Source organism: Flaviflexus massiliensis (assembly GCF_001375495.1).
Lineage (GTDB): Bacteria > Actinomycetota > Actinomycetes > Actinomycetales > Actinomycetaceae > Flaviflexus > Flaviflexus massiliensis.
Genome location: NZ_LN831056.1, coordinates 65030 through 82581, shown reverse-complemented (window position 1 = coordinate 82581; position 17552 = coordinate 65030). Strand labels below are relative to the sequence as shown.

11 protein-coding genes, 3 pseudogenes and 1 other annotated feature are annotated in these 17552 nt (G+C 56.3%); of the genes and pseudogenes, 9 read left to right on the top strand and 5 right to left on the bottom strand.

Going from position 1 to position 17552, the window contains the following annotated elements:
- Nucleotides 1-475: 475 nt before the first annotated feature.
- Nucleotides 476-1114: a PIN domain-containing protein gene (locus tag BN1241_RS00430; protein ID WP_054951792.1), complete on the top strand. Its 639-nt coding sequence runs from the start codon at nucleotides 476-478 to the stop codon at nucleotides 1112-1114.
- Nucleotides 1115-1256: 142 nt separating this feature from the next.
- Here the strand turns inward: BN1241_RS00430 and BN1241_RS00425 are convergent, their stop codons facing one another.
- A complete protein-coding gene (locus tag BN1241_RS00425) occupies nucleotides 1257-2012 on the bottom strand; it encodes a YggS family pyridoxal phosphate-dependent enzyme (RefSeq protein ID WP_054951791.1) in 756 nt (251 codons plus the stop codon).
- Nucleotides 2013-2356: 344 nt separating this feature from the next.
- Here BN1241_RS00425 and BN1241_RS00420 point away from each other — a divergent pair, with 344 nt between their 5' ends.
- The 3 genes and pseudogenes from BN1241_RS00420 to BN1241_RS00405 all read left to right on the top strand — a co-directional run bounded on the left by BN1241_RS00420 (nucleotide 2357) and on the right by BN1241_RS00405 (nucleotide 6089).
- Nucleotides 2357-3004 (top strand): TetR/AcrR family transcriptional regulator, encoded by a 648-nt coding sequence (locus BN1241_RS00420; RefSeq protein WP_082418123.1) that lies wholly within the window; start codon nucleotides 2357-2359, stop codon nucleotides 3002-3004.
- Complete coding sequence (locus BN1241_RS00415) at nucleotides 3001-4668, top strand: MDR family MFS transporter (RefSeq protein ID WP_077138207.1); 1668 nt, start codon at nucleotides 3001-3003, stop codon at nucleotides 4666-4668. The genes BN1241_RS00420 and BN1241_RS00415 overlap by 4 nt, the downstream gene beginning before the upstream one ends.
- Before the next feature lie 202 nt (nucleotides 4669-4870).
- Nucleotides 4871-6089, top strand: a pseudogene (locus BN1241_RS00405) (IS3 family transposase).
- Nucleotides 5149-5262 (top strand) — a sequence feature (AL1L pseudoknot). It overlaps the preceding pseudogene by 114 nt.
- Nucleotides 6090-6532: 443 nt before the next feature.
- Here BN1241_RS00405 and BN1241_RS12065 read toward each other — a convergent pair.
- A complete protein-coding gene (locus BN1241_RS12065) occupies nucleotides 6533-7945 on the bottom strand; it encodes an aminotransferase-like domain-containing protein (RefSeq protein ID WP_147599147.1) in 1413 nt (470 codons plus the stop codon).
- Between the two features lie 164 nt (nucleotides 7946-8109).
- Here BN1241_RS12065 and BN1241_RS00400 point away from each other — a divergent pair, with 164 nt between their 5' ends.
- From BN1241_RS00400 to BN1241_RS00390, 3 genes are read left to right on the top strand one after another with little or no spacing between them, the layout of a single operon-like run.
- Nucleotides 8110-9354, top strand: coding sequence for a Tm-1-like ATP-binding domain-containing protein (locus tag BN1241_RS00400; protein WP_077138229.1), 1245 nt, complete (start codon nucleotides 8110-8112; stop codon nucleotides 9352-9354).
- Nucleotides 9351-10121, top strand: coding sequence for a phosphoenolpyruvate hydrolase family protein (locus BN1241_RS00395; protein ID WP_054951788.1), 771 nt, complete (start codon nucleotides 9351-9353; stop codon nucleotides 10119-10121). The genes BN1241_RS00400 and BN1241_RS00395 overlap by 4 nt, the downstream gene beginning before the upstream one ends.
- 1 nt (nucleotide 10122) lies before the next feature.
- A complete protein-coding gene (locus tag BN1241_RS00390) occupies nucleotides 10123-10974 on the top strand; it encodes a phosphoenolpyruvate hydrolase family protein (RefSeq protein WP_147599145.1) in 852 nt (283 codons plus the stop codon).
- 183 nt (nucleotides 10975-11157) lie between these two features.
- Here BN1241_RS00390 and BN1241_RS13525 read toward each other — a convergent pair whose 3' ends face one another.
- Nucleotides 11158-11307, bottom strand: coding sequence for a hypothetical protein (locus BN1241_RS13525; protein WP_222704368.1), 150 nt, complete (start codon nucleotides 11305-11307; stop codon nucleotides 11158-11160).
- Nucleotides 11308-11460: 153 nt separating this feature from the next.
- Nucleotides 11461-12716 (bottom strand): annotated as a pseudogene (locus BN1241_RS00385) (IS3 family transposase).
- 272 nt (nucleotides 12717-12988) lie between these two features.
- On the opposite strand from BN1241_RS00385, the pseudogene BN1241_RS00375 reads away from it, so the two are divergent.
- Nucleotides 12989-14187: pseudogene (locus tag BN1241_RS00375) on the top strand (IS110 family RNA-guided transposase).
- A gap of 471 nt (nucleotides 14188-14658) precedes the next feature.
- Nucleotides 14659-14835 carry a hypothetical protein gene (locus BN1241_RS00370; RefSeq protein WP_154665170.1) on the top strand — a complete coding sequence of 59 codons (177 nt, stop codon included), beginning with the start codon at nucleotides 14659-14661 and terminating at the stop codon, nucleotides 14833-14835.
- A gap of 318 nt (nucleotides 14836-15153) precedes the next feature.
- Here BN1241_RS00370 and BN1241_RS00365 read toward each other — a convergent pair whose 3' ends face one another.
- Nucleotides 15154-16773 (bottom strand): inorganic phosphate transporter, encoded by a 1620-nt coding sequence (locus tag BN1241_RS00365; RefSeq protein WP_054951785.1) that lies wholly within the window; start codon nucleotides 16771-16773, stop codon nucleotides 15154-15156.
- Nucleotides 16774-17552: the final 779 nt, after the last annotated feature.

Genomic DNA, 17552 nt, shown 5'->3' with positions numbered 1-17552 from the left:
CCAGAGCAATATACGCGCCCCCTCCGACAACCAGTCGAAGGATTTCTGAAGCGGTGATAACTCGGGGCTTGGTTTCCTGAGACATAATCGATCTCCCACGGGGTCGTCCCCGACAGTCAGAGAGATCGACCGGGTCGTCCCGTCGAGCCAGCTCGCTGAGCAGACACCGCCGACCTATCAAACCGGCACAGTGAGATCAGGGATTGTGAGGGCTCTGGCCGAGACACCGAGAGCAAGGGACGACAGATAAGACTGGACTACACAAACTCCTTGGGCGTGGGTAGTGAGATAGCCATAGTTGTGGCACCGACGAAAGGGCACAGTGGCTTATCTCAGGGCTCAACGAGGGCACTTCAATTGCCAGCAACGGGACGCAAGTCATTTGACGTTCTGGCCGAACGGGACTAGAATAAGGTCATAGCTCCCTGCCATTCTCCGGAATTGGCAGGGTTTATTTTAATAAGAGGTGGCATTTATGGCTAGTGTTGCTATCGTCATTGACTACCAGAATCTCCACATGACGGGCCATGAAGTTTTCATGCCAAGTCAGGCCAAGGAACACTCGCTGATTTCCCCGTGGCGCTTTGGACATCAGCTCATTGCAGCAAAGAATGCGAGCCCACCACCCGGCCTCGCAGAGAAGTTTGAACTCAAGTTCGTCGATGTGTTTCGAGGGCTTCCGGATGTTGAGGACCCGCACCGCTCCTACAAGCGCAATTTGGCCCAAAAGTCGCAGTGGGAGAAGGAAGGGCACGGTCGCGTTCGAGTAACCTACCGGCCGCTGAAGTACCGGTACGACTACGAGAACAGAACTAATGACTGGAGCATTCCTCCTCAGGAAAAGGGTGTCGATGTTCAGTGCGCCTTAGCCCTGTGCAAGCACGCGCGTTCCGGCCTTTACGATGTCGTTATACTCGCTAGCCGCGATACGGACTTGGCGCCCGCGGTCGACGAAGCCGCCACCTACCGCCAATCTCGTATCGAGTTGGTGAAGTGGTTCTCCCCGAATGTCAGGCACACCCGCGGAAATCTCCGAACCCAAACCAGGGTGTGGACCACCAGCCTGGATGAAGCCTCATTCCGTGCATCGCTTGATCCCACGGTTTACCATTAGGGCCCATCCCTAAGCGAACCTAAAGAGCACGACCACAGTGGTGGCAATCCGTTGTAGCTTGCAATAGATCCGACAACCACAGACCCTGACCGGACATCACACAGACACTGGCCAAGTACCGCCCATTGGGCGGCGCCGCTGACTACTTCGTAGTCCCGCCCGGCCAGTAATACGCATCCGTGGTCGAACGGGCTCCGAAAATGGCCTGGCCAACGCGGACAATGTTCGCGCCTTCTTCGATGGCGATCTCGTAGTCACCGGACATGCCCATGGAGAGTTCACCGGGACCGATCAGATCGGGGTCCCGATCCCTCGCCTCATCCCTCAGCCTTTTCAAGAGCTGGAAGCAAGTTCGGACTGCTTCCTTATCGTCGGAAAAGATCGCCAGAGTCATCAGCCCTTTGACGTTGAGGGATTCGAAGCCCTTGAACGCGTTCAACATGTCAGGAACGACCTCGGGCTCGAGGCCGTACTTTGATTCTTCTCCCGAGGTATTGACCTGGACATAGACATCGAGGGACCGCCCCACCAGCTCCAGCCTGCGGTCAAGAGCCTCGGCCACTCGGAGGGAATCAAGGGCATGGAATTCGCTGGCGAAGGCGGCAACGTCCTTAGCCTTGTTGGTTTGGAGGTGGCCAATGATTGACCACTTCACATCTTCATCAATCAGGTTGGCGTGCTTGCGCTTCGCCTCCTGAACCTTGTTCTCCCCCAGCTGGTGTGCACCGGCAGCGATCGCAAGGCGAATACGTTCTTCGGGAACGGTCTTAGAAACTGGGAGGAGCCTAACCTCCGAGGAATCCCGACCGACCCGCTCCGCAGCCTTGTCCATCTTCTCGCGGACCGCGCGAAGGTTTTCTTGGAAATCCTCGATCGTTGTCGCTGTCGAAAACGACATGGCACCACTCTCCCGTTGGAATACTGACCTCACCCATTGTGCCACCACGCAGTTTCTCACGTCTCGCGCAGTAGCTCACCGGACAGCCACCCGACAATCCCGCAATGCCCGCAATGCCCGCAATGCCCGCAAGAACTGTAATGCCTGTAATACTTTCACCAGTTGCATTTGTTGCCAATTTGGCCGTGCGGCATGGCACCCTATCAGCCAAGCCGAGCCCCACACTCTAGAGATTTCTCAAGCGGGCGAAAACCGCTGGCTACCAGTCATTAATTGATGATTATGAATGTGGGTGATGTGGGGAACCTTCTTTCACCTTGTGCATTCTTGCAGTCAGTGCAATTATGAATCTCGTGCAAAAGTCAGAGCCCGGACTACGGGAAAGAAAACGCGAGGCGACAACTGCGGCGATTGAACACGGCGCAGTGGATGCTGTTGAGGAACTCGGATACAACGACACCACGGTGGATGAGATCTGCCGTCGCGCCGACATCTCCCCGAGGACCTTCTTTAACTACTTCCCCTCCAAGGACGCCGCTATTGCCGGTCTGCCGCTAACCGTTGCTGGAACGGACGGTGTCGACGAGATTCTCGCCGATACGTCGCAGCCGATCGTTATTCGCCTTGCAAGCATCGTCGAACTCGCACTCACACCAGAACTTCTTCACGATGACCTGACTCGCCGCAGGGGCCAGCTTCTTAAGAAATACCCGCAGTTGCACGAATTCCATCTGGCCGGGATCAGCGCATACATCTCTGAACTATCGGCCCTCTTGACCGATCGGCTTACCAGTCACCCGGAGGAAAGAAGCATCAACAGCGGGCTTGCTGTCGAGAATGAAGCCCACCTGACCGTGGAGCTCGTTGGCACTGCCCTCCGATACACCATTCGTTGCTGGGTCGACCAGCCTCCCACTGACCCTTCTGCCTGGTCGGATGATCTGAAACAGGCTCTCGACTCTATGTTTCTCATTCTTCGAAGGAACTCATGAACACCACACCTGAAACAGATAAGCGGGCTATCCACCTCGTTTTCTTGGGGCTTTTGACGGCAATGTTTGCCTCATCGCTCGATCAGACCATTCTCGGCACGGCCCTGCCCACGATCGTTGGCGAACTCAACGGAGTTAACCACATGCTGTGGGTGACCACCGCCTACATTCTTGCCGCGACTATTACGATGCCGATCTACGGCAAGCTCGGCGACCTCATTGGTCGCAAGTCGCTCTTCATCTTCGCCCTCGGTCTTTTCCTTGTTGGCTCGATCATTGGCGGGCTTTCCCCCACCATGAACTGGCTGATTGCTGGCCGCGCCGTTCAGGGCCTTGGTGGCGGCGGGCTCTTGATCCTGTCGCAGGCAATCATCGCCGACGTAATCCCGGCCCGCGACCGCGGCCGCTACATGGGAATCATGGGTGGTGTTTTCGCCATCTCTTCCGTTCTCGGACCGATCCTCGGCGGCTGGTTCACCGAAGGTATTGGATGGCGTTGGGCCTTCTGGATCAACATCCCGCTCGCCATCATCTCCATCGCCGCAGCCTGGGCGTTCCTCAAGATCCCCAAGAGGGAGATGCCGGAAGGTACAAAGCTTGACGTTGCCGGCATGGTCACCATGGCCATTGCCGTCACCTCGATTGTTCTCGTCACCTCGTGGGGTGGCACCGAGTACGACTGGAGCTCCCCCACGATCCTCGGCCTCATCGCCCTGGCAATCGTTGCCTCACTAGCCTTCATCGAGGTCGAGCGCCGCTCGGTAGAGCCGATCATCCCGCTCCACCTGTTCAAGAACAAGAACTTCAACCTGGCAACCGCCGCCGGTCTGTTCATCGCCATCGCCATGTTCGGTGCCGTCGCCTACCTACCGACCTACCTTCAGATGGTCAACGGCCTATCGGCAACGAATGCTGGTCTTCTCATGCTGCCGATGATGGCGGGGGTTCTCCTCACCTCGATCGCCACCGGCTTCCTCGCGTCGAAGACCGGTCGCTATAAGTGGATGCCGATCGCTTCGACTCTCGTTGTTGCCGGAGCCATGGTTCTCCTGTCCACCATGCAGCCCGACACCTCAACTCTCGTGTTCAGTATCTACCTGTTCATCTTTGGTTTCGGCCTGGGACTTGGCGCGCAGATCCTTGTCCTGATCGTCCAGAACACGTTCCCGAACGCCATCGTTGGTACAGCAACAGCAGCTAATAACTTCTTCCGTGAGATCGGTGCCTCTCTCGGTGCCGCAATCGTCGGCGCGCTATTCACCTCGAGGCTCACCGCCCTCCTTACGGAGCGCATGCCGGTGGAGGCCATGCAGGGTGGCTTCAGCCAGAACTCGCTTACCCCGGCGGCAGTCGCGGAGCTTCCCGCTCCCATCAAGGATGTCATTGTCTCGTCCTACAACGACTCCCTGGCACCCGTGTTCCTGTACCTGCTTCCCCTCATGCTGTTCGCCACGATCATCCTGTTCTTCATCAAGGAAGAGCCGCTGGCCACCAGCATCGACGGTCAGGTCGCCCTTGCCCTCGCCGACAACGCGGACCAGGAAGCCGAGCAGCTCTCCCAGGAAGCAGGAAGCGCAACCCCGATCGGATTCTCCGGCACTTCAGCAATGGACAATGGAACGCCCAACGAGCTCGGCCAGGCCGACACCCCCACGAGCAACTGATTGGAAACAATCAACGCCTGATAGGGCACTTTCAATCACTGATTGAACACGATCAACGACACAGAACTGAGTAACGGGTGCCACCACGACAGGGCACTCCAAACGAAACAGTGCGGGGCGTTAATCCCGAATGTTCAGTCTGGGACATTGTGAATCGCCCTGGGTTTAATGGAGACATCGATAACCCGGAAGGATGGGCGGCATGGTCGCACCACGAAAGTGTTCCGACGAGCTACGCGAGCGAGCAACGAGGATGGCGATCGATCCGCGCAAAGATCCCGAAGCTCGCAGGGGCGCGTTCAATCGGATCGGCGAGCAACTCGGTGTCCACCCCGAAGCGCTGCGTACCTGGGTGAAGAAGGCCGAGGTTGATGAAGGCTTCAGGCCGGGTACTACGTTGGAAGACGCGGCTCGGATGGCGGAGCTTGAACGGGAGAACCGCGAGCTCAGGCGTGCGAACACGATCCTGGGGCAAGCCTCGGCTTTCTTCGCGGCGGAGCTCGACCGCCCCTCGCGGTGATGTGCGCGTTCATCGACGCGCACAGGGATGAGCACGGGGTCGAGCCGATCTGTAGGGTGGTGCAGATCGGCTCGAGCAGCTACTACGCCCACCGCACCCGCAAGCCTTCACCGAGGCGCCGGTGGGTTGCGGAGCTGACAGAGGAGATCACACAGGTGCATAAGGAGAGCTACGGCGTCTACGGAGCGCGGAAGGTCCATGCCGAACTACGCAGACAGGGCCGTGACGTAGCCTGGTGCACCGTGGAGCGGCTGATGAGGACGGCGGGACTCCGCGGCGTGAGCCGAGCCAAGGGGCCCCGGACGACGAAGCCGGCACCGGAGACGGACAGGCCTGCGGATCTCGTCAATCGTGACTTCACGGCAGAGACGGTCAATCAGTTGTGGGTCGCGGATATTACGTACGTGCGGACGTTCGCCGGATGGGTGTACGTCGCGTTCGTCCTGGATGTGTTCTCGCCTCGGATCGTGGGCTGGCAGGTGTCAACGCGGTTGTACACGGCGTTGGCGATCGATGCGCTGGAGATGGGGATCTGGACACGTCGGCGTGATGGTGAGGATCTGTCCGGTCTGGTCTATCACAGCGACCGTGGAGTTCAGTATCGTGCCGTGCGCTACGCGGAGCGACTCGCGGTGGAGGATGCTGTCGCGTCGGTCGGGTCCCGTGGTGACTCGTATGACAACGCGATGGCGGAGGCTTTGAACTCGTTGTTCAAGGCTGAGTTGGTCCGGAATCACGGGCCGTGGCGGGATGTGTCGCATGTCGAGGTCGCGATGGCGGAGTGGGTCGATTGGTACACCATCGCCGTCTTCATGGCGAGATCGGGCACGTGCCTCCCGTTGAGTTCGAGGCAGTCCACGCGGAGCAGCCTGCTCGGGCGTTGACATCAATTTCCAGATAGAAATCCCTCTACAAAACTCGGGGCTTGACATGCAGTCCCACCGCGGTCAGGCCCATGCCGTCCAGGCCGTAGAAAGTATCAAGATCCGGGTCGGTGAAGATAGTCTTGTCCGTGTCGGGGTCTTTAAAAGTGGTTTGCTGTTATTCCAATCATGAAAGGTCCCGACCCCGTTTTATGGCACGACGCGCAAAACCCGAATCACACGCTTAATTATGAAGAGCCAGTTTACGTGCAGGCGCTACGGGCATCGGCCTGACGGTTAGTGACCGGATCTGTGCGCAGAACTCCTGATACCAATAGGGAACGGTTTGCTCGCGGCGCTTCTGTTGTTCCCCGTGACTCACCTAGATCGGGAACGACTTTCAATCATGTGGTCCCCGCATATGGTGGCTAGAGTGGGTGTCGCCAAGGATTGTAGGCCCGGGGGAATTCGACCGCGTACCTCACATATCCTCGTCAAAATTTAAAATTCCAACGGTTTTGCTTATTGCGGGTATTGCTTCCTCGAGCAGGCCTGGATCCCCCAAAGGGATTCGGACATGTGTCTGCCAGTTGTCACATGGAGAAAAATCGGGACCGGGCACGATTAGAATGTTGTTCCGGCGGAGACGGGAGGCAAGTTGGACTGAATTGACCTTTGTGTTGATCCAGAGGCACGCGCCTCCTCGGGATTCGTCAAACTCCCATGTCGGTAACCAGTCCTTGATCAGTGATGTGGCGAGTGTTCGCGTATGACCTAATTCTTTTCTCCGCAACGTGCGTGCATCATTAGCAATAGGCAAACATGCGCTTGTGAGAACTTGTGATGGAATGGAACCGGCTAGGTCGCTTGTGACACGTGCATTTAGAGCGGCCTTCAATACGGGCTCGGTGGCACGTATCCATCCCACACGCAGACCGGACCAAAATAACTTTGTCAGTGAACCGATCGTGATCGACAGTTCCGCGGGCAGTAGTGAGGCTAGATGACCGGGGTGGGGGCCGGAATGTAGGTCAGCTGTTGAACCGTCATCGAGGAGGGGAACCCCAAATTGTCTAATACTGTCGGCAATCTGTTCTCTGCGCCGTGGGGACCAAGTAATTCCGGTGACGTTGTGTGCTGTTGGAATCGTATAAATCATTCGCGGCGTGTGCTTACGGATTGCTGCGATCAGTTCACTTGGAATAGGTCCGTCGTCATCACATGCTATGCCGACGACATTTACTCCGCGACGACTAAAAACATCAAGGGCACCGCGATAGGTAGGGTCTTCAACCAGCACGGTATCGCCAGGTTCCAGTAAGCATGAGACAAGAAGCGTCAGTGCATGGTGTGAACCGTTTGTTGCGAGTACTTGGTCGGGCTCGGTAGGAGTATTGACCTCTGCATAGTAGTGAGCCACTGCAACGCGAAGCTCATTGATCCCCCAAGGCATGAAGCGATCGTTTGACGATAACCGGCGAAGATCTTGGTCCCAATTGCTGCGCAACACCCGCCGCAATAAAGGCGAGGTTGAAAGGACGCCGCTACTTAAATCAAATGATTCTGATGGTATGGCGTAGGTACCTAATCGATCGTCCTCAGCCAGCGGACCAGAGCGTAATGCCGTGGTTCGTACTCGAGTTCCAGAACCGTGATGAGTTGAGATCCATCCCTCATCGCCCAGTTCCTGATAGGCATGGCCGACAGTAGTTCTGCTGACTGCTAGCGCCTGCGCTAGTTCGCGCTGTGACGGGAGCGTGGTTGCCCGAGCAATGGCGCCGCTTCGAATCAACTCACGGATTGCGTGAGCTAGAAGCGTGTGCAGTGCACCATCCTTGCCATCCCACCCTGCGAGTTGGCGAGCGAGCCTGCTACCTGAAATCCGGTCTGACACAGTCCACTCCACTCGAATTCATCTGCGCCCCCTATTTGAGATCGTGAGTTCCATCCTATCGGTGTGAATTGGACTCGACCATTGCCACTTAGTCTTAAGTGGTCATTGGTTTAGTAGTGAAATCCGGGGAGAGTTTGAGAAACCCCAACACAAAGAGGTGAATGATGGGAGACGTAATTGTAATTGGGACGATTGACACCAAAGAAGCTGAGGTCTGTTTCGTCGTTGATGAACTGGAAAAGGTTGGTGCAACCTGGAAAGTCATCAATATTGGTGTATTCGAGACAGAGTCTTCTGCTGTACCGGTGAGCGTGGGACCAAGTGAACTGGCAGGGCTTGCCGGGGAGGACATCCACGAACTGCGGCGCGGTGGTGAGCAGGGCAGTGCCCGAGCACGGGCGCTCGATGCCATGGCTAAAGGCCTGGCAATAGTATTGGAACGGTTGAATCACGAAGGAAATATCGGGGCCGTCCTCGGCTTTGGTGGGTCATCCGGCTCGTCCGTTATCGGTAGGGCGATGCAGGTTCTCCCTGTTGGAGTTCCCAAGGTACTTGTGTCGACAATGGCGAGTGGCGATGTCACGCCTTATGTTGGTACCCGCGATATTTCACTCATGTATTCGGTAACAGACATTGCTGGCCTCAATCGAATCTCTCGCAGGGTTTTGAGGAATGCCTCGAGAGCAGCTGCAGGTATGGCGGAAGGTTATGCCGATGACTCCAGCATTGAAGAGTCAGGTCAGCCCCTCGTTGCGATCAGCATGTTTGGTGTGACTACCCCGGCTGTCATGGCAGTGCAGGCTGGACTCGAATCTCGAGGGTTTGAGACAACTGTTTTTCACGCTACCGGGGCTGGAGGCCGCGCGATGGAGGGCCTTGTCAGTGACAACCTTGTTGATGCTGTCATTGACTTGACGACAAGTGAACTTACAGATGAGCTTGTCGGTGGCGTTCTGACCGCCGGTCCAAACAGAATGGAAGCGGCTGGGCTTGCAGGGATCCCGCAAGTTCTGGTGCCGGGGGCCCTGGAAGTCATCAACTTTGGCGCAGAACACACGGTTCCCAAAGAGTTCCAGGTTCCCGAACGGCGAGTGCATGTTCATAACTCAGCTGTGACTATCTGCCGGACGAATATCGATGAGAGTACGGCACTTGGCAAAATATTCACGCAGAAGGCCAACATAGCTACAGGCCCAACGGTTGTCGTTATCCCTCTCAGAGGGCTCTCGGCACTCGGAGAGGAAGGGCAACCATACTACGACCCAATTGCTGATGGTGCTCTGTTTGACGAGATTCGTGCCGGGCTCCGGGATGACATCCCCATCGTCGAAGTAGATGCGCCCATCAATAGCACAACGTTTACGGATGCTGTCCTGGCTGAGTTTACGAAGCTTTGGGAGAAGAAATGAGCATCGTTGCGGCAGGGGTAGGGTGTGGTCTCACTGCAGCCGGAGCTGTGGCAGGCGGTGTAGATCTTCTCGCTTGCTATTCGACAGCGATCTACCGAGCGGCGGGCCTACCCTCCGCACTTGCCTTTCTGCCATATGACGACCCAAATGAACTCGTCAGGTCGGCGCTCCCGGAGATCCTTGCAGTTGCCGGAGATGTTCCAGTTATTGCAGGGGTGGGAGCACACGACAGGCGCGAAAGACTGCCCCAACTCGTTGATGAACTCAAGAGTAGTGGTGTTGCTGGGGTAACGAATGAGCCATTCGTTGGAATTTACTCCGGTGAGCTCAGAGAACATCTTGAGCTTGCGGGCTTGGGATATTCGATGGAGTTGAAGTTAGCCAAGCTTGCGGTTGAACGAGAAATGCTCTGTCTCGGTTGGGCGTGGAATGAAGAAGAGGCGCGCAAGATGGCTGCCACTGGAGCGAGCCATGTGGGTCTGATGCTTGGAATTACTAGCCCATCACGCGACGTCGAAGAAATTCAGCAAGCGCATACCCTCCTTGCTCGGATGAATGATGTCGTCCGAGAAGAGAATCCAGATGCGCTTACTCTCATTCATGGTGGACTCCTCAGTGATCCAGATTCCGTCCGTGATGCCCTCGAAGCTTCCGGTGCTGACGGATTCCTCGGCGGGTCCGCACTCGAGACAACGCCGGTAATTCAGGGCATCAGTGCTGCTGTCCAGTCATACAAAGAAAACAAAGTAAAGAAGGAAGGTTCCTAATATGTCAATTCAGTACACCCGCGATGAAGTTGTCACAAGACTAAATAAGGAAATTGAGAATGGGCGCCCGGTCGTTATTGTCGGAGCCGGTACTGGGATATCGGCAAAGTTTGCTGAAAAGGGCGGCGCTGATCTTATCGGCGTATACAATTCCGGAAGGTACCGAATGGATGGCCACGGATCTCTAGCCGGGCTTATGCCTTATGGGGATGCGAACGACATTGTTATCGAACTCGGTAGCCGAACGGTTCTGCCAATAGTCAAAGAAGCTCCAGTAATCGGTGGAATCTGTGGGACAGATCCAACACGGCAGATGCCTGTGTTTTTGGAAGAGCTGAAGAGGCTTGGCTTCTCTGGTGTCATGAATTTTCCGACCGTTGGACTCATTGATTGGGACAGCAGGTTTCGTCAAGAGTTGGAGACCACCGGAATGGGCTATGGCAAGGAGTTGGAGGCTCTCAAGATCGCCAAAGATCTTGGCTTGTTCACGATGGGCTATGCGTTCCGTCCTGAAGAAGGTGCCATGGTAGGTGAGGCCGGCCTCGACGTTGTTATTGCACACATGGGCCTCACACGTGGGGGCTCGATTGGGTCAACAATGTCCAAGGAAGAGGACTTGGCTAACGCGTGCCGACTCGTCGATGAGATTGGCGACGCTGCACGGGCTGAGAACCCGGATGTAATGGTCTTCTGTCACGGAGGCGCTATTGCTTACCCCGAAGACACCGTCTATGCGTACGAGCATTCACAAGCCGTCGGATTCCTCGGTGCATCGAGTGCGGAGCGGATTCCCGTGGAGGAACCCCTCCAAGAGGCGACGGCAGCATTCAAGGCGGCGCCACTGCGTAAGTAGGGTTAATTACTGCGGCGCACGTTGATAAGGCAGGCTACATAGGCCGGACTAAGTAGCCTGCCTCATCGTTGTGTGGGAAGTGGAAAACAATGTGCCAAATAACGCAGTGTACTTTCGGTGTAAGCATTCGTACTCCCATCAAGGATTTGAACGCGTGAGCCTGGCTTCGTACGTATTCACCAATTAACTCGGTGGCAACTTGGGCATCCATGCCAGCCCCGGGCGGCCCCAGGAGCGTTCGCGGACGATTCTCGAAACCGTTGCAGCATCGTCTCCGGTGAGCCGGTCGACGTAGAGAGTGTCGTGCAGGTGATCGTATTCGTGCTGGAGAATGCGGGCGAACCAACCGGTCGTCTCTCAATTTCGTAAGGCTCTCCGGTAACGTCCTGAGCACGCAATATCGCGCGCCGGCTACGTAGAAGCGCAAACTTCTCATCTGGAAACGAAAGACAACCTGAATCGCCCTGGGTTTAGTGGAGACTCAGCTCATTTGATTTCTACCAGTTCTTTGGCACTGGTAACCCCAGCATAGAACGATTCCTCGTACTCGAACGGTGGCACATCACCGAGGTAGCCGTGGAGCCGTTTCGTGTTGTGCCAGTGCACCCAGCCCAGTGTCGCGAGCTCGAGATCATCGACCGTTTTCCACGGCCCCGGTTTGGCGGGCCCGCGCACAAGCTCAGCCTTGTAATAGCCGTTCACCGTCTCAACGAGGGCATTGTCATAGCTGTCACCAACGGTCCCGATCGAGGGCGTCGCTCCGATCTCAGCAAGACGCTCACCGTAACGAATCGACGTGAATTGGCTGCCCGCATCGCTGTGGCAACGCAGGCCTGGAAGATGCCTGCCCCGTGACCAGCGGGCCATCTCGATCGCATCAAGCACCGTCCCGGTTTTCATGTTCGATGCACACCGCCATCCCACAATCGCGCGACTGAACGCGTCAATGGTGAAGCAGACGTAAGCGACGCCCTGCCAGGTCGGCACGAACGTCAAATCCGTCACCCACAACTGGTTCGGCGCGGCAGCACTGAATACGCGGTTCACGAGATCGGGGTGCCGTGGTGCTTTCGAATCAGGCTTCGTGGTCTTGTGCCGTTTCTCGCGACGCACCCCTTCAATCTCGAGAATCTTCATGAGCCTTGTGACCTGGTCACGACCGATCTCGATGCCAGCACGTTTCGCGGCTTTCCAGAGCTTGCGCACCCCATACACGCAGTAGTTCGCCTCTCAGATTTCAAGCAGCCGTGGCGCGACCTCCGCATCCCGAATTTGCCGGGCTGATGCTGGCCTGCCGTTCGCGGCGTAATACGTAGACGGGGCCACCTGCAATACTTTGCAGATGCGCTCGACCCCGAGCCGCCGACCAGCGACGATATCGTCCTTATTCGCGTTAATAAACCGCACTAGTTCCGATGTTGGCGGTCGAGCTCCGCCCCGAAGAAAGACGCGGCCCGTTTCAAGATTTCATTCGCGCGCTTGAGCTCACGCACCTCTTGCTCGAGTTCTCGCACTCGTGTTTGATCGTCGGTCGTGACTGCGGCTTTGACTCCGTCATCGATGTCAGCTTGGCGCACCCACGCTCGTACCGACTCAACCCCGTAGCCGAGCTGTTCTGCGACGCGCGATGTCGTTCCTTGGCTCGTACCAAGCTCGGCACGGAGGGTACGCACCATCCTGACTGCAGCGGCTTTCTCTTCAGCCTTGTAGCGGCGTCCCTTGTGCATGACTCCATTCTCCATCCGTAACTCTGGCCCCCGTTACTTTATTGAGAACCCAGATTCTTAGATGATGGGTATGTTGGCTGAACGATCCCGGCATGATTATTTTCCCCTGTCTTTTAAATGATCCGGGGGGGTGTTGTCACCGGGGTCGGACAGGCACACTCGTGATTGCTGATCAGGGGCGTGGCACCAGAAGATGCCTGTCGTAACGTGGGTGTAAGACGAGAGGTGTTTGCCACCAGAAGCCAACGATTTAACACACGGTTTTTCTACTTCGAAGGCGACACGTCATGGAACCTCAACACTTTGATATTTGGCTGGGCATCGATGTGGGAAAAACAGATCACTGGGAACAGCTGTCAACAGCATCGGCCAGCAGATCTACTCCCACTCGCTTCCTAACGATGAAACGAAACTTCAAGAAATTTACAAGCAGCTGACCGGTCAAGGGCGGGTGTTGGCGGTCGTAGATCAGCCTGCGACCATCGGTGCACTTGCAGTGGCAGTGGCTCAAGATTTAGGCATCACTATCGCTTATCTTCCAGGGCTAGCGATGCGAAGAATTGCTGATTTGTATCCGGGTAATGCCAAAACGGACCAGCGGGATGCCTACATCATTGCTGAAGCAGCTCGCACTATGCCGCATACTCTCAGAACTCTTCGGCGGGTGGATGAGAACGAGGCAGAACTGGGAATGCTCACCGGGTTTGATGATGATCTGGCTCGTCAGATTACTCAAACGCGCAATCGTGTTCGCGGGCTGTTCACCCAAATCCATCCAGGACTGGAACAAATCATTGGGCCACGGTTGGATCATCCTGCTATTTTGGCGGTACTTCAGGCCTGGCCTGTTCCGCAGGCGTTGAAGAAGGCCGGAAAAGCCCGCGTCGGAGCGAAACTGAAGAAGCACGGTGCCCGTCGTTGGCAAGTATGGGCAGCCGAAATCATCGAAGCTTTGGGCACTCAAACGGTCACGGTGACCGGCACCAACGCGGCGGCGACAGTGATTCCCCATCTGACCAGCACGCTGGAAGGGCTGTATCGTCAACGGGCCGATGTTGAACACCACATTGAGGCGCTGGTGACTAAACACCCTCTTTACCAGGTCCTGACCTCGATGCCCGGTGTTGGGGTCAGGACGGCTGCGGTGACTATTTCAGAACTTGCCGGCAAAGAATTCGCCACTGCTGCTCATCTTGCCTCATATGCAGGGCTGACACCCAGGACCCGGCAATCGGGGACCTCGATAAAGTCTGAAACAGTCTCACACACGGGCAATAAACGCCTGAAACGAGCGATGTTTCTTTCAGCATTTGCCTCACTGCGGGCAGACCCTATTTCGCGAAATTACTATGAAAAGAAACGTCTTGCTGGTAAACGTCACAACCAGGCTGTCATCGCCCTAGCCCATCGACGCGTTGCGGTGATGTTTGCGATGCTTCGCGATGGCACTTTCTACGAAACCGGGCCAACCAAAGTAGCCTCATAACCCTTGACAGAAAAGATAGGGGCACCCCACCAGGCTGAAAGGTGCGTTAGCGTGAGTCATGAAGACCTCCGGGCCTGGTAGGAGTTGTGGTAACCCCATACTGCCCGGAGGCCTTCCCTAAATCACACCCCGTTCACAACCTCCCAAGGAAATACAACTAGGTTATATGGCGGTGGAAGTAGCTCGGATACTCGAGCATTACGCAGATAATACTGAAGTGTTCTTCAAGATCAAAAGCTCAGGGTCATTCCGCCCGCCTTCCGCGGCTAGAAAACAGCCTGCACACCCATTCGTTCTATCTCGTAACTCTTCACCTGCCGGCTCGCAGCTTTGGTCACTCTCCAGGACTGGGTGCTGATGACGGTCACAGTTTCCTGAGAACACCCGTTTCTTTCCAACCTTGGCATCCCCTCAATCCACCATCGACTCCCTCCCTACCTGCATATATGGTGGGAATCACAGGTGGTGGTCATGGTGATGATCGAACTGAACAAGGACGTCGACGAGACCGCTGTACAGGAGGTCGCAGAATCGTCGGCGAAGAAAAAGTTGAAAGCAAAACAGAAGCGCAAGAAAAGGCTCAGCAAGCTAGTTGATCAATCAGGAAGGGGCTCGTTTCCGGCTAGCGACCCGCCCGGCCGCTACTGATCAACTCACTTCAGCGATATCCGGCTCCCCATCCCACACCGCACCGTGGTGGTGGGGAGCCACCTTTTGCAGCCCCCTCAATCGAAGAAACGACCAGCGCAAAGCTCAGAGCCGCTCCCACTCCCCCTGCTCATCCGGTCTGCCACCACCGCTTCAGTGCAGAAATCCCAACAGTTGGCAGAGATGAGGGGCCTAGGTGGTAGCGTCCGCCTCAACACCCTCACGAGTTAAGAGTGCCTGGTCGCCGCACTCCGAGGAAATGATAGGCCCACATCTTCAAGCCTGTGCTCCTGTTACAAGATAACCTCGGGTTCTGACTTAAAAGATGACTCTGAGGCCGAGAACGATCCCCGCGGACAGCGCCGACACGACGGGCAGTGTTACCACCCAGGTGATGCCAATGGACTTCATGAGCTGCCAGTTAGCCGCCTTATTGGCTACACCGATGCCCAGGACCGCACCGATAAGGATATGGGTGGAGGACACTGGCAGGCCAAGAACCGATGCTCCCATGACGACCATGGCGGCAGCTAGTTCGGCCGCGAAGCCGGATGAGGGATGCATCTTCGTCAAGCTCGTACCAACCGTGCGGATCACGTTGCGTCCCGTGAACCAAAGCCCCACAACGAGAGCAATGCCGAAGGTGACCATCGCAATCGTGGGAACGGCGGAGCTAGCGTTAACGGTTCCCGTGCGCAGCACGTCGAGGATCGCCACGAACGGGCCGATCGCGTTGGCAATGTCATTCGACCCGTGCGAGAACGCGAAGGCCGAGGCGGTAAACACCTGCATCCACGCAAACACGAGGAAGGTGGAACGCTGCAGGGACTTGCGCTTGAGCAGGCGTACGAGGATGGAGGTTGCCATCCACACGGCTGCGGTGATCATGGCGAGGACGCCCAGTTTGGATTCGAGCGACAGTTGCAGATCGACGTTGGACAGGCCCTTGAAGATCAGCATGGAGGCGATGACGAGGGCACCGAAGGAGGCAAGGACGGGAACCCACTTCTCAAGCGCACGGAAAGAGTCGACCTTATCCGCCTTCCGGTCGAGTCGCTTCAGCTCACGGTAGTAGTCGGACTCCAGCTCATCAATTTCATAATTGCCGGAACTGAGCTTCTCCTGGTCGCGCTGCAGAGCACCGGTGTACGCCACCTGCTGGAGCTCAGAGAGCGCCTGGAAGGACTTTGTGTGCTTTTGGGAGTGCTCCTTCCGCTCATCAGCCAGAGCCGCCAAAGCAGCATCTGCTCGTTCGTTGAACTGCAGAATGTGGATTTTGATCCAGCGGTACATGAGGTAGGAAACGATCCCGCCAAGGACCGGCGACAGCACCCAGGAAACGGCGATCTTGCCGATCTCGGACCACTGCACCATGTCGAGCGGGTTGTCCATGTCCGTCACGTAGCCGATGACCAGAGCGGCACCGACGATACCGCCAACGAGCGAGTGCGTGGTCGAGACGGGATATCCCATGCGGGAGGCGAAAAGGAGCCAGATAGCGGCGGCCAGAAGCGCGCTCATCATGACATACATGAAGTCGTTCGGGTCAAGGTTGGCCACGTTCAGGTCAACAATTCCCGACCGCACCGTGTCCGTCACTTCCCCACCGGCGATGATGGCCCCGCTGACTTCAAAGACGGCGGCGATGAGGAGGGCCTGCTTGATGGTGAGAGTGCCGGCCCCAACCGAGGTACCAAACGAGTTCGCAACATCGTTGCCACCAATATTGAAGGCCATGAACAGCCCGAATAGTGCGGAGAGGAAGAAGAGGGGGATGTTGGCATCAACCCCGATATAGTCGAGCCCCCATCGAACAAAGACGAAGAATGCCACGGCCATCAATATCGCAAAGAAGATATTCCAGCCGGTGTTCCTCCCCTGCTCGTCCCTTAGGGTGAGCTCCTCAGCAGAGTTGGGTTTCGGTGACGAAGTTGTCATGCCACTCCAATAATCGAAGACTTGCCGCGCGACCGTGTCGCATAGCCAGACCGATTATTGCACGAGTCAGACACCTTCTCGACATGAAGTGCTCACTTTTTGTTCACATTTTGTTGGGCTGGCATTTACAACTCTGCTTGACACACGGAGGAACAAGTCTGGTCCCATCACGCAAGTCACCCTTCCAAGCCCGGTTCTTGCAAAGAAGAATTTCACAAGCACCGCCACAGCCAAGGGCGCACTCACGGAACCACAACAACGGCCTGAAGACGTGAGCAAACCCAATGGGGCACCCACCCATAAGGAAACCAGCTATTCTCACGAGCCCATAAGGGACAATTTCGGCACTTCACCCTTGCGATAAATGCACCTGGACGTACGGACTAAAACTGCTGGTCGCAGGCTCATTTGTCACATTCTCCATCCGATTAGGCCGAATTGTCCCACTTAAAAAGCAAGCCGCTACGCTGTTTAGGCCGACCGGAAAACTAATCGGGACTTTGGTGCCATTTGGACCAAGTTCTCGGTCATATGCTCATACCGCTATCAACGGGAATGCGAAAAAGAATTTGGAGCGCGAAGATGAGCACCAACACTAGTCAACACACAATTTCGAGGCAAAGACCGTCCCGACGAGCCTTTATGAAGTGGTCTGCCGCATTTGGCGGAACAGCCGCAGTTACTGGTGGACTCTCCTTCGGGCTTCAAAAGGTTTCGGCTGAAAACTCGAATTCGGACAGCAAGTCCCTTCTCTTCCGGTCCGCGAATACTCCCGAGTG